This is a genomic window from Paraburkholderia phytofirmans OLGA172 (assembly GCF_001634365.1).
Classification (GTDB): Bacteria; Pseudomonadota; Gammaproteobacteria; order Burkholderiales; family Burkholderiaceae; genus Paraburkholderia.
In genome coordinates, this window is the sequence record NZ_CP014579.1 from 469721 (window position 1) to 482888 (window position 13168).

10 protein-coding genes are annotated in these 13168 nt (G+C 62.5%); 7 read left to right on the plus strand and 3 right to left on the minus strand.

The annotated features are described in order from the left end of the window. Position 1: 1 nt before the first annotated feature. Complete coding sequence (locus AYM40_RS22425; protein ID WP_063498463.1) at positions 2–745, minus strand: TIGR00730 family Rossman fold protein; 744 nt, start codon at positions 743–745, stop codon at positions 2–4. A gap of 1 nt (position 746) precedes the next feature. On the opposite strand from AYM40_RS22425, the gene polA reads away from it, so the two are divergent. The 3 genes from polA to AYM40_RS22440 all read left to right on the plus strand — a co-directional run bounded on the left by polA (position 747) and on the right by AYM40_RS22440 (position 5989). Further along, positions 747–3488, plus strand: coding sequence for a DNA polymerase I (gene polA / locus AYM40_RS22430; protein ID WP_063498464.1), 2742 nt, complete (start codon positions 747–749; stop codon positions 3486–3488). Positions 3489–3676: 188 nt separating this feature from the next. Next, entirely contained in the window at positions 3677–5026 is a 1350-nt protein-coding gene (locus tag AYM40_RS22435) for an NAD(P)/FAD-dependent oxidoreductase (protein ID WP_063500626.1), read from the plus strand. A gap of 90 nt (positions 5027–5116) precedes the next feature. Next, positions 5117–5989 (plus strand): dienelactone hydrolase family protein, encoded by an 873-nt coding sequence (locus AYM40_RS22440; RefSeq protein ID WP_063498465.1) that lies wholly within the window; start codon positions 5117–5119, stop codon positions 5987–5989. A 153-nt stretch (positions 5990–6142) separates the two neighbouring features. On the opposite strand, the gene AYM40_RS22445 is transcribed toward AYM40_RS22440, so the two are convergent. Together AYM40_RS22445 and AYM40_RS22450 are read right to left on the minus strand one after the other, a co-directional pair. After that, the gene (locus tag AYM40_RS22445) at positions 6143–7012 is read right to left on the minus strand and encodes a sulfurtransferase (RefSeq protein ID WP_063498466.1); all 870 of its coding nucleotides are present in this window, start codon (positions 7010–7012) and stop codon (positions 6143–6145) included. A gap of 382 nt (positions 7013–7394) precedes the next feature. Next, a complete protein-coding gene (locus tag AYM40_RS22450) occupies positions 7395–8501 on the minus strand; it encodes an aromatic ring-hydroxylating oxygenase subunit alpha (protein WP_063498467.1) in 1107 nt (368 codons plus the stop codon). Between the two features lie 286 nt (positions 8502–8787). On the opposite strand from AYM40_RS22450, the gene AYM40_RS22455 reads away from it, so the two are divergent. The 4 genes from AYM40_RS22455 (at position 8788) to folE2 (ending at position 13110) form a co-directional block, all read left to right on the plus strand. Further along, entirely contained in the window at positions 8788–9096 is a 309-nt protein-coding gene (locus AYM40_RS22455; protein ID WP_063498468.1) for an exodeoxyribonuclease VII small subunit, read from the plus strand. Next, positions 9093–9974 (plus strand): polyprenyl synthetase family protein, encoded by an 882-nt coding sequence (locus tag AYM40_RS22460; protein WP_063498469.1) that lies wholly within the window; start codon positions 9093–9095, stop codon positions 9972–9974. The genes AYM40_RS22455 and AYM40_RS22460 overlap by 4 nt, the downstream gene beginning before the upstream one ends. Before the next feature lie 85 nt (positions 9975–10059). After that, entirely contained in the window at positions 10060–11967 is a 1908-nt protein-coding gene (dxs, locus tag AYM40_RS22465; RefSeq protein WP_063498470.1) for a 1-deoxy-D-xylulose-5-phosphate synthase, read from the plus strand. Between the two features lie 336 nt (positions 11968–12303). Beyond that, the gene (folE2, locus tag AYM40_RS22470) at positions 12304–13110 is read left to right on the plus strand and encodes a GTP cyclohydrolase FolE2 (protein ID WP_063498471.1); all 807 of its coding nucleotides are present in this window, start codon (positions 12304–12306) and stop codon (positions 13108–13110) included. Positions 13111–13168: the final 58 nt, after the last annotated feature.

Sequence of the window (13168 nt, forward strand, 5' to 3'; positions counted from 1 at the left end):
ATCACAGATAGAACATCCGGTCTTCATCCGACTTCACAGGATGCGGTTCGGCTTCTTCACGGTCCTCATAGAACTTCAGCACCGCTTCGAGCACCTGGTCCGGATCGTCGATCACCTGCATCAAGTCCATATCTGTCGGATTGATCAGGCCCATCGGCGTGAGCGAGTTCTTGAACCACGCAAGCAGGCCTTCCCAGAACTCGCCGCCCACCAGAATGATCGGCACGTGGCGCGACTTCTTGGTTTGAATCAGCGTGAGGACTTCGGCAAGCTCGTCCAGCGTGCCGAAGCCGCCCGGCATGACGATCACTGCATCCGAGTTTTTGACGAACGTAACCTTGCGCGTGAAGAAATGGCGGAAGCGCAGCGAGATGTCCTGCCACTGATTGCCCGATTGCTCGTGCGGCAGTTCGATGTTCAGGCCGACCGAAGGCGCCTTGCCCGCATGGGCGCCCTTGTTGGCCGCTTCCATAATGCCGGGGCCGCCACCCGAGATGACCGCGAAGCCTGCGTCCGACAGCTTGCGCGCAATTTGCGTGGCGAGTTTGTAATACGGCGAGTTCGGTTTCAGGCGCGCTGAACCATAGATGCTGACAGCCGGACGAATCTCCGAGAGGTACTCGGTCGCCTCGATAAACTCTGCCATAATCGTGAACATCTGCCACGATGCGCGGGCCTTCTTAGCCGTTGCGCGCTCTTGATCTGCGAGTGATCGCAGACTCGGTATCACTTTTCTCTTAGTCATAATGCCTGAAGAACGAAGCCTTGAAGGTAAGACCCTGCTATTGGTAGACGGTTCGAGTTATCTGTACCGGGCCTACCATGCGATGCCTGATCTGCGCGGACCCGAGGGTGGTCCGACGGGTGCGCTCTATGGAATGATCAACATGCTGCGGCGCATGCGCAAGGAAGTCACAGCAGAGTATAGCGCGTGCGTGTTCGACGCCAAGGGCAAAACGTTCCGCGACGACTGGTATGCCGACTATAAGGCGAACCGCCCGTCGATGCCGGACGATCTCTCGCGTCAGATCGAGCCGATCCACGTCGCCGTGCGCGCGCTCGGCTGGCCGCTTCTGATGATCGAAGGCGTCGAAGCCGACGACGTGATCGGTACGCTCAGCACCGAGGCGGAAAAACGCGGCATGAAAGTGATCGTGTCGACTGGGGACAAGGATCTGGCGCAGCTCGTGTCGGATCATGTCACCCTCATCAATACGATGACTAACGAGAAGCTCGACCGCGAAGGCGTGATCGCCAAATTCGGCGTGCCGCCGGAGCGCATTATCGATTACCTGTCGTTGATCGGCGATACCGTCGACAACGTGCCCGGCGTCGAAAAATGCGGGCCGAAAACGGCGATCAAATGGCTGACGCAGTACGAAACCCTCGATGGCATCGTCGCACATGCGGACGAGATCAAAGGTGCGGTAGGAGACAATCTGCGACGTGCGCTCGATTTTCTGCCAATGGCGAAGAAGCTCGTCACCGTCGAGCGCCAATGCGATCTGACCGGCCATATCGTGTCGATCGAAGAAGGCCTGGAAAGCCGGCCGGAATCGCGCGAGGAGCTGCGCGACGTGTTCACGCGCAACGGCTTCAAGACCTGGCTACGTGAGGTGGAAGTCGCGGAAGCCGTGGAAGGTCCCGAGACCGACGTGCCGCCGGCGCTCACCGTGGATCACGAGCGTCATTACGATACCGTGCAGACCTGGGAGCAGTTCGACGCCTGGCTTGAGAAAATCAACGCCGCCGAGCTGACTGCGTTCGATACCGAAACCACCTCGCTCGATCCGATGACCGCGCAAATCGTGGGGCTGTCGTTGTCGGTCGAGCCTGGTTACGCTGCTTATGTGCCGGTTGCGCATCGCGGTCCGGACGCGCCCGTGCAACTGCCGCGCGACGAAGTCCTCGCGAAGCTCAAGCCGTGGCTGGAAAGCGCCGAACACAAGAAGGTCGGCCAGCACATGAAGTACGACGAACAGGTGCTGGCGAACTACGGCATCGAAATGCGCGGCGTCGAACACGACACGCTGCTGGAATCGTACGTGCTCGAATCGCACCGTACGCACGACATGGACAGCCTCGCGCTGCGCCATCTCGGCATCAAGACGATCAAGTATGAAGAGGTGGCGGGTAAAGGCGCGTCGCAGATCGGCTTCGACGAAGTCGCGCTGGACAAGGCTGCCGAGTATGCGGCGGAAGACGCCGACATCACTTTGCGTCTGCATCAGGCCTTGTATCCGCAAGTGGCCGCGGAGAAGACGCTCGACTACGTGTATCGCGACATCGAAATGCCGACCTCGCGCGTCTTGCGCAAGATGGAGCGCACCGGCGTGCTGATCGACGCCGAAAAGCTGCGCGCGCAAAGCAGTGAAATCGCCACGCGTCTGATTCAGCTGGAAAGCGAAGCGTATGTGCTGGCTGGTGGCGAATTCAATCTTGGTTCACCGAAGCAGATTGGTCAGATTTTCTTCGAGAAGCTCGAATTGCCGGTGGTCAAGAAGACCCCGAGCGGCGCGCCGTCCACCGACGAAGAAGTGCTGCAAAAGCTCGCCGAAGACTATCCGTTGCCGAAGATCCTGCTGGAACACCGCGGGTTGTCGAAGCTGAAATCGACCTACACTGACAAGCTGCCGCGCATGGTCGACGCCCAAACTGGCCGCGTACATACGAACTACGCGCAGGCGGTGGCGGTCACGGGCCGGCTGGCGTCGAACGATCCGAACCTGCAGAACATTCCCGTGCGTACCGGCGAAGGGCGTCGTATCCGCGAGGCGTTTATCGCGCCGCCGGGCCACAAGCTCGTCTCCGCGGACTACTCGCAGATCGAATTGCGCATCATGGCGCACATTTCCGGCGACGAATCCCTGCTGCGGGCGTTCTCGCAGGGCGAAGACATTCACCGCGCCACTGCAGCGGAGATTTTCAGCGTGACGCCGCTCGAAGTGTCGAACGATCAACGGCGCGTAGCAAAGGTCATCAACTTCGGTCTGATCTACGGCATGAGCGCGTTCGGTCTTGCCGCGAACCTCGGCATTACGCGCGACGCGGCCAAGCTGTATATCGACCGCTACTTCGCGCGCTATCCGGGCGTCGCGCGTTATATGGACGAAACGCGTCTGAGCGCGAAGGCCAAAGGCTACGTGGAAACCGCGTTTGGGCGCCGCCTGTGGCTGCCGGAGATCAACGGTGGTAACGGTCCGCGCCGTCAGGCCGCCGAGCGCGCGGCCATTAACGCGCCGATGCAAGGCACGGCTGCCGACCTGATCAAGCTGTCGATGATCGCGGTGCAGAAATGGATCGAAGAGTCGAAGGTCGGTACGCGCATGATCATGCAGGTGCACGACGAACTGATTCTCGAAGTGCCCGACGCGGAATTGTCCGACGTACGTAAGCGCTTGCCGGAACTGATGTGCGGTGTCGCCGCGCTGAAAGTGCCGCTGGTCGCCGAAGTAGGCGCCGGCCTGAACTGGGAAGAAGCGCATTGACGTGAATGTGACGGCGCGCGTGATAGGCGATAACGTCGCGCGCATGTCACATATGCGTATTGATGGCTTGTGATAACCCGTGCCGCTCGCGGACAATCGCCAGGACGGACGGCGTGCGCTTCATGATTCATACGCGCTTCATGCACGCCGTCGCGACGCATAACCCATCGGCAAATACGGAGAGTTCAATGCATCGTTTTATCGTCGTTGGCGGGGGCGCGGGGGGGCTGGAGTTGGCGACGCGCTTAGGCGACCGCTATGCACCCCGGAAGAACAAAGGTGGCGTGCGCGCGCAAGTGACGCTCGTCGACCGCAATCCAACCCATATCTGGAAGCCGCTGCTGCATGAAGTGGCAGCCGGCAGCATGGACCCGTTCACCCAGGAACTCGAATATGCGGCGCAAGCGCGCTGGCACGGCTTCGAGTTTCAGCAGGGCGAGCTGACCGGTCTGGACCGCGCGAACAAGCGTCTCACGCTCGGTACCGTGCTCGACGACGATGGCGCAGAACTATTGCCCGAACGCCAGCTTGAATACGACACGCTGATCATCGCGATCGGCAGCACCACGGCGTTCTTTGGCGTGAAGGGCGCGCCCGAGTTTTCCCTCGCGCTCGATACGGTCAGCCAGGCGGAGCGTTTCCGCAAGCGCCTGATCGCGGCCTGTATGCGCGCGGAGCATCAGGTGCATGAACCTGTCGAGTCGAACCCGGGGACGTCGCCTTCATCGGAGCCGCGCATTCAGGTGGCGATCGTCGGCGGCGGCGCGACGGGCGTCGAACTCTCGGCTGAGTTGCGCAATACGGCTCAGGTCTTGTCCGCGTACGGCTTGCATAAGCTCGATCCGCGGCACGACGTCGGCATCGTGCTGATCGAGGCGGGGCCGCGCATTTTGCCGGCCTTGCAGGAGCGTGTGTCGACGGCCACCGCCGAATTGCTCACCAAGCTCGGCGTGAAGCTGATGATCGGTGAGACCGTGGCCGAGGTCGCGCCCGGCATGATCCGCACGGCCAGCGGTAAAACTGTGCGCGCCGATCTGACGGTGTGGGCGGCGGGCATCAAGGCGCCCGCTATCCTGAGTGAGCTCGACGGCCTGCCGGTCAACCGTCTGGGGCAACTCATCGTGCGCCGCACGCTGCAAACCGAAATCGACGACAACATCTTCGCGCTCGGCGACTGCGCGGCTTGCCAATGGCCGGGCAACGAGCGCAACGTGCCGCCGCGCGCGCAAGCGGCTCACCAGCAGGCGAGCTTCCTGTTGAAGGCGCTTGCGGCCCGGCTCGAGAACAAGCCGCTGCCCGAATTTACCTATCGCGACTTCGGCTCGCTGGTGTCGCTCGGGCACTTCAGCGCGGTCGGCAATCTGATGGGCGGTGTGATCGGCGGCAATATGCTGATCGAAGGGCTGTTCGCGCGCTTCATGTACATGTCGCTGTACCGGCTGCATATCGCGGCGCTGCACGGCTACGCGCGGATGGTGCTCGACACCTTCGCGCATTGGTTGCGGCGCACCACGCTGCCGCGGGTCAAGCTGCACTGAGGGCAGACCGCGCTCGAGAAGGTTGCATCTGCAACAGGATGCGGGTGAAGCGTATCCTGTTGCCTCCAACCTTCACCCGAGGAGCGCCGCATGCTGAAACCCGACATCGACAGCCTGGTCCCGCACGTTCCCTTCAATCGCCGTACCTTCATCAAGGCCGCGCTCGGCACCGGTTTCGCCGCGGCCGTGCTGCCGGTGTCGGCGCAAACCATCCATACCGATAGCGACGGTCTTGAAGCCGGCGAGATTGGCGTGCGCTCCGGCGACACGCTCGTGCCGGCCTATCGCGCACAGCCGAAGGGCAAGACGCATTTGCCGGTGATCATCGTGATCCATGAGGCGTTCGGCGTGCATGAGCATATTGCCGATGTGTGCCGGCGCTTTGCCAAGCTAGGTTATCTGGCGATCGCGCCGGATCTGTTCGTCCGCGAGGGCGATCCGTTGGTGCTGCCGACCATCCAGCAGATCGACGATCAGATTCTCAGCAAGGTGCCGGACGAGCAGGCGCTGGACGACCTCGACGCTACCGTCGCATGGGCGGGCGAGCACGGCGGCGATCTTAACCGGCTCGGCGTGAACGGTTTTTGCTGGGGAGGACGTATCGCGTGGCTGTATGCGGAGCACAATCCGCGGCTCAAGGCTGCGGTAGCGTGGTACGGGCGCGTGGGCGGAGATCACAGCGCGACCACGCCCGCGAACCCGCTCGATCGTGTCGGCGATCTGCACGCACCGGTGTTGGGGCTATACGGGCTGCAGGATCAAAGCATCCCACAAGCCACACTTGCGCAGATGAAGCAGGCCATCGCCCAGGGTCCGCAGGTGGGCCGTGGCTCGCAATTCGTCGTATACGACGACGCGGGCCACGCGTTTTTCGCGGATTACCGGCCGAGTTACAAGAAGGCTGATGCCGAGGATGGCTGGCGACGTGTGCTGGTGTGGTTCAAGCAGCATGGGGTCGCGTGAGGGCGCGCGCTTGCTTGGTCCAGCGCGCGTTCGATACCTTCGTTTGACGTGCCATAACGGCGTGCCGATGCGCTCGGCTGAAGGAATGCAAAAGGCCACAGCCGCTTTCCAGCGGCCGCGGCCTTTTGCCAATCGTCCCGCTTGATGGGTCGCTTAAGGATTCGGGCCCGTTGCAACCGGCCGCTTCGGATCAGAACTCCATTCGCTCCACGATCCGGCATACAGTGCCGCGCCATGCATGCCGGCGATCTCCATCGCGAGCGCGTTCACGCACGCCGTCACGCCTGAGCCGCATTGCAACACGACATGTTCCGGCGGCGTGTCGGCCAGCAACGCATGGAATTCCTCACGCAGCGTGTGTGCCGGCTTGTAGCGGCCGTCGGCGGTGAGGTTGTCCTTGAAGAACCGGTTGAGCGCGCCAGGAATATGGCCGCCGACGCGATCTAGGGTTTCGTTTTCACCGCGATAGCGATCGTTCGCGCGCGCGTCGACCACGACGCGTTCTTTCGTGCCGAGATTGCGCTCGACGGTCTGCACGTCCACTGTGACGGAGAGTGGCGCGCCGGCTTTGAAGTCACCGGTATTCTGCGCTGGCGCGTCCTGCGTCAGCGGATGACCGGCGGCCTGCCAGGCTTGCAGCCCGCCGTCGAGCAGCGCGACCGCATCGTGGCCCAGCCAGCGCAGCAGCCACCATGCGCGCGCGGCGTACATACCACCCTGCGCGTCATACGCGACCACCTGCTGACCCTGTTTGAGCCCGCGCGACTCCAGCGTCTCCACCAGCCGCGCGCGATCTGGCAGCGGATGGCGGCCATTGTGGCCGTTCTTCGGTCCTGACAGATCGCGATCGAGGTTTAGATAGTGCGCACCTGGCAAATGCCCGGCCAGATAGGCTTTCTCGCCCGCCTCGGTGTCTGCCAGATCGAAACGGCAATCGATGACGAACACGCTGCCCGGCGCGGCGGCTAGCCGTTCCGCGAGGTTGGTCGCGGAGATGAGTGTGGTGTAGTGAGTGTGCGGCATGACGTCTCCTGTGTCGACCGGAGTTAGCGCTTTAGCGCTTACTCCGGTCCCATGCAAAGCGGTCGACCGGAGTTAGCGCTTTAGCGCTTACTCCGGTCCCATGCAAAGCGGTCGACCGGAGTTAGCGCTTTAGCGCTTACTCCGGTCCCATGCAAAGCGGTCGACCGGAGTTAGCGCTTTAGCGCTTGGTCCGGTCCCATGCAAGATGGTTGCGAAGCGGGCGATTGCGGCGCTTGCCCGGCGGCTTGGCGCTGTTAGCGAATGGCCGAACGATACTGATAGTCTAAACAAAAAAAGACGAGCCGAAGCCCGTCTTTCCATGCCTTGATGCGGCTCACTCAAGGATCGGCTCAAACGCCGATCAAAGCGGGCCGCGGGCGAATCAGATCGCGCCGAGTTCGCGCCGCAAGAACTCGTGGAAGTGCTGCATGCCGTCTTCCATGGGGCTCTGATACGGGCCGACCTGCGATTCGCCGCGTTCCATCAGCGCGCGGCGGCCTGCGTCCATGCGCTCGGCGATCTCGTCGTCTTCGCGGGCCGTTTCCATATAGGCGGCGCGCTCGGCTTCGACGAACTCCCGTTCGAACAGCGCGATTTCCTCAGGATAATAGAACTCCACCACATTGGTGGTCTTCTGCGGACCGCGCGGAATCAACCACGACACCACCAGCACGTGCGGATACCACTCGATCATGATGCCGGGGTAGTACACCATCCAGATCGCGCCGAAATCGGGCGGATTGCCTTCGCGGAAGCGCAGCACCTCGTCGTGCCATTTACGGTACGTCGGGCTGCCCGGCTGCTCCAGATCCTTGTGGACGCCGACCGTCTGCACGCTGTACCACTCGCCGAATTCCCACGTCAGGTCGTCGCAATTGACGAAGCTGCCGAGGCCCGGATGGAATGGCGCGACGTGGTAGTCCTCCAGATAGACCTCAATAAAGGTCTTCCAGTTGTAATTGCACTCGTGCACTTCGACGTGATCGAACATGAAGCCCGAAAAATCGAAGTGTTGCTTGGTGCCGAGGCGCGCCAGATCCCGCGCGACGTCGCGCCCCTGCGCTTCGAACAGCAGGCCTTGCCAGTTCTGCAGCGGCGTGGCGCCGAGATTCAGGCAGGGGTTATCCGCAAAATGAGGTGCACCGAGGAGCTGGCCGTTCAGGTCGTACGTCCAGCGATGCAGGGGGCAGACGATATTCTCCGTCTGGCCGCGGCCGTTGAGCATGATGGCTTGCCGGTGGCGGCACACGTTCGACAGCAGTTCGACTTGCGACTGCTGGTTACGGACGAGCACGCGCCCTTCGCTCTCGCTGGGCAAAGCAAAATAATTCCCCGCTTCGGGCACCATGAGATCGTGGCCGATGTAGCGAGGACCTTTCTTGAAAAGGGTGTCGATTTCGCGCGTTAAAAGCGCTTCGTCAAAGTAAGCCGTGACTGGCAGCTGGCTGTGGACAGACCGCAACTGCAATGCATTGCTCAGATTGGACATTCCCACTCCCGTGAAGACGTGAAAGCAGTGAACAACCCAACCATCGAAGATTCGATTTAGGGAACCCGAGATTATACCCGTTTCCCCCGCCTTGGGGCGCTTAAGTGACTGATTTAGGTCAAAAATGTCAAGCAAGTTCAAGGTTTTCGCCACGGACCAATCGTTTTTTTTCTGCGAGACTGAGGGTCGGACACGGATGGCAAAGGCGGGGCGTGGGCTGGCGATGGGATCGGAAATGTCGCTTTTGCCGTAGAATGTCCGACTTGTTTTAATTTTGCGACTATTCATGGCGAAGACCGCGTCGAAAGATACTGCTGCCGCGCCTGCTGAAGGCGTCGATACCATGCCGCTGCCCGAGAACTATGAGGCGGCCCAGGCCGAGCTGGAAGGGCTGGTTGCGCGCATGGAAAGCGGCAATCTCAGCCTCGAGGAGTCGCTCACCGCCTACCGGCGCGGTGCGGCTCTCGTGGCGTTTTGCCAGCAGCAGCTCGAGAAGGTCGAGCAGCAGGTGCGCGTGCTCGATGGCGAGACGCTCAAGCCACTGCCCATGAATACCGCAGGCACAGCCGCTACTGAAAGCGGGGACGACCTATGACATTCGAACAATGGACGCGCTCGGTACTCGACCGCGTCGAATCGGCACTAGAACACTACCTGCCCACGGAAGCGACCGAGCCGGGCAAACTGCATGAAGCCATGCGCTACGCGGTGCTGGGCGGCGGCAAGCGGGTGCGCCCGCTGCTGTGCCACGCGGCCGGCGAGCTGACCGGCGCGCGCGCCGAGTGCCTGGATGCGGCAGCGGCGGCGCTGGAAATGATCCACGTGTACTCGCTCGTGCACGACGACATGCCCTGCATGGACGACGACGCGCTGCGCCGCGGCAAGCCCACGGTACACGTCAAATATGACGAGGCCACCGCGCTGCTGGTCGGCGACGCGCTGCAAGCGCAGGCATTCGTCGCGCTGACGTCGGACGTGCTGGCGCCGGCGCAGCAGGCATCGCTCGTGCGGGAACTGGCCTTGGCGAGCGGCTCGATCGGCATGTGCGGCGGCCAGGCCATCGACCTGGCGAGCGTCGGCCATACGCTGACGCGCCCGCAACTGGAAACCATGCACCGGATGAAAACCGGCGCCTTGCTGCGTGCCGCGGTGCGCATGGGCGCGCTGGCGGGCGAAACGCCGAACGCGGACGCCATGCGTTCGCTCGACGCGTATGCGGCCGCTGTCGGCCTCGCGTTTCAGGTTGTCGACGATATTCTCGACGTCACGACCGATTCAGCGACGCTTGGCAAAACAGCAGGTAAAGACGCGAAGGACGGCAAGCCGACCTACGTGTCGATTATTGGGCTAGAGGCGTCGCGTGCGCTCGCAGCGCAACTGCGCAGCGACGCCCACGCTGCGATTGCGCCGTTTGGCGCGCGCGCGCAGCGTCTTGCCGAATTGGCCGACCTGGTGGTGAACCGGGTTAGCTGAACGCGAAAGCCCGCCGCCGTGCACCTTCGCTATGAGGTGCATGTATGAAGTGCGGGCGCGTAAGTTTTCCTACAATGGAACGACGATGTACGACTTGCTGAAAACTATCGACGACCCGGCAGCCTTGCGCCGCCTCGATCGCCGCCAATTGCAACCGCTTGCCGACGAGTTGCGTGCCTTCGTGCTCGACAGCGTATCGCAGACAGGCGGCCATCTTTCGTCCAATCTCGGCACGGTCGAGTTGACCATTGCTCTGCACTATGTGTTCGACACGCCACGTGACCGGATCGTATGGGACGTCGGCCATCAAACCTATCCGCATAAGATCCTGACGGGCCGCCGCGACCAGATGCACACGCTGCGTCAGCTCGGCGGCATTTCGGGCTTTCCGAAGCGCGACGAGTCGAAATACGACACCTTCGGCACCGCGCACTCGAGCACCTCGATCTCGGCCGCGCTCGGCATGGCCGTTGCCAGCAAGCTGCAGGGCGAGAACCGCATGGGCATCGCCGTGATCGGCGACGGCGCGATGACGGCCGGCATGGCCTTCGAGGCGATGAATAACGCCGGCGTCGAAGACGACGTGCCGCTGCTGGTCATCCTCAACGATAACGACATGTCGATTTCGCCGCCGGTCGGCGCGCTGAATCGCCATCTGGCGCGCCTGATGTCGGGCCGTTTCTACGCCGCCGCGCGTGCGGGCGTCGAACGTGTGCTGCGCGTCGCGCCGCCTATGCTCGATCTCGCCCGCAAGCTCGAAGAGCACGCGAAGGGCATGATCGTGCCGGCCACGCTCTTTGAAGAGTTCGGTTTCAACTACATCGGCCCGATCGACGGTCACGACCTCGATTCGCTGATTCCTACGTTGCAGAACATCAAGGAACTGCGTGGCCCGCAATTCCTGCACGTCGTGACGAAGAAGGGCCAGGGCTACAAGCTGGCCGAAGCCGATCCGGTGCTGTACCACGGCCCGGGCAAGTTCAACCCGGCCGAAGGCATCAAGCCGGCCGCCACGCCGTCGAAGAAAACCTACACGCAGGTGTTCGGCGAATGGCTGTGCGACGCGGCCGAGCTGGATGCGCGCGTGATCGGCATCACGCCGGCCATGCGTGAAGGCTCGGGCATGGTCGAGTTCGAGAAGCGTTTCCCGGATCGCTATTTCGACGTCGGTATCGCCGAGCAGCACGCGGTGACATTCGCCGGCGGTCTGGCTGCGGACGGCATGAAGCCGGTGGTCGCAATCTACTCGACCTTCCTGCAACGTGCGTACGACCAGCTGATCCACGATGTCGCGCTGCAAAACCTGCCGGTGGTGTTCGCCATCGACCGTGCGGGTCTGGTCGGCGCGGACGGCGCCACGCACGCGGGGGCCTACGATCTGGCGTTCCTGCGCTGCATCCCGAACATGACGGTGATGGCGGCGTCGGACGAAAACGAATGCCGTCAGATGCTGTACACCGCGTTGCAGCAGCCGAACCCGACGGCGGTGCGCTATCCGCGCGGCGCCGGCACGGGCGTGGCAACCGTCAAGCAAATGACGGCGCTGCCGCTTGGCAAGGGCGAGGTCCGTCGCGAAACGTCGCAACCGGCCGGCAAGCGGATTGCGATTCTGGCATTCGGCACGATGGTTGCGCCGTCGCTGGCCGCCGCTGAGCAACTGGACGCCACGGTGGCGAACATGCGCTTCGTGAAGCCGCTGGACGCCGAGCTGGTCCGCCAACTGGCCGAAACGCACGACGCCATCGTCACGGTCGAAGAAGGCTGCGTGATGGGCGGCGCGGGTTCGGCTTGCGTCGAAGCCCTGCTTGAGACTGGGGTTATGCGGCCTGTACTGCAATTGGGCCTCCCGGATCGCTTCATCGATCATGGGGATCCGGCCAAGTTGCTCGCCGCGTGCGGTCTCGACGCTGCGGGCATCGCCAAGTCGATTCGCGAGCGCTTTCTTTCCAGCGGCGCGGTCGGCGGTCAATCCTCGGTGAAGCGCGTCGCTTAACCGCGTCGCTTGGTTGCGTCACGTAACGGCGTCGATTGGCAGCGCCGTTAAGCTGCTCTGCCGTGCGCTGCGCCGCGGCCATAGCAGTCTCCAACTTGAGTCGATGGACCTTCGGGTCCATCATCCGACCCCGGCAGGGGCCGGCGTTCGCCGTTGCGCGCCCTGATCCGCACGGCCGCTGGGAGCCCCCAAGTCTGTCGCTTCGCGACAACCTCCGATGGGGCAATCCCCCAATCCCTCAAAGGGACTTTCTGCGGGGCGGGGGACTGCCTGCGGCGCAGAAAACTTGGGGCAGCCCGCTTGGGACGGCCCGGCGTTTCTTGAAAGGACAAGAATATGAACCAGATGAACCCCGCCTTTGTGATGCCCGACGTGCAGAGCACGCCCGATACGCGTCAGATTCCGATTCAACGAGTCGGCGTCAAGGCCGTGCGTCATCCGTTGACGGTGCGCACGCAAGGCGGCGAAGTGCAGCCGACCGTCGGCACGTGGAATCTCGACGTGCATCTGCCGGCCGATCAGAAGGGCACTCACATGTCGCGCTTTGTCGCGCTGCTTGAAGAGAATAAGGCGCCGCTCGAGGCCGCGACTTTCCGCACCATGCTCGCCGCGATGCTCGAAAAGCTGGAGGCCGAGGCGGGCCGCATCGAAGTGTCGTTCCCATACTTCGTGAATAAGACCGCGCCGGTGTCGGGCGTGCAAAGTCTGCTCGACTACGAAGTGACATTGACGGGCGAGACCCGCAATGGCGCGACGCGTCTGTTCCTGAAGGTGCTGGTGCCGGTCACGAGCCTGTGCCCGTGCTCGAAGAAGATTTCGCAGTACGGCGCGCACAACCAGCGCTCGCACGTCACGATCAACGCCGAGCTGGCGGGCGACGTGGCGGTGGAAGAGTTGGTTCGTATCGCTGAAGAAGAAGCTTCGTGCGAACTGTGGGGCTTGCTCAAGCGTCCGGACGAAAAGTTCGTCACCGAACGTGCCTATGAAAATCCGAAGTTCGTCGAAGACCTGGTGCGCGATGTCGCGCAGCGTCTGAATGCGGACGAGCGCATCGTCGCTTATGTGCTCGAAGCAGAGAACTTCGAATCGATTCACAATCACAGCGCTTATGCCGTGATCGAGCGGGACAAGCGGGTGGCGTGATCACGCTTTAGCCTCCTCTTGCTTGCCGCAAATGGAAAAAGCCGCTTTCACGAAGCGG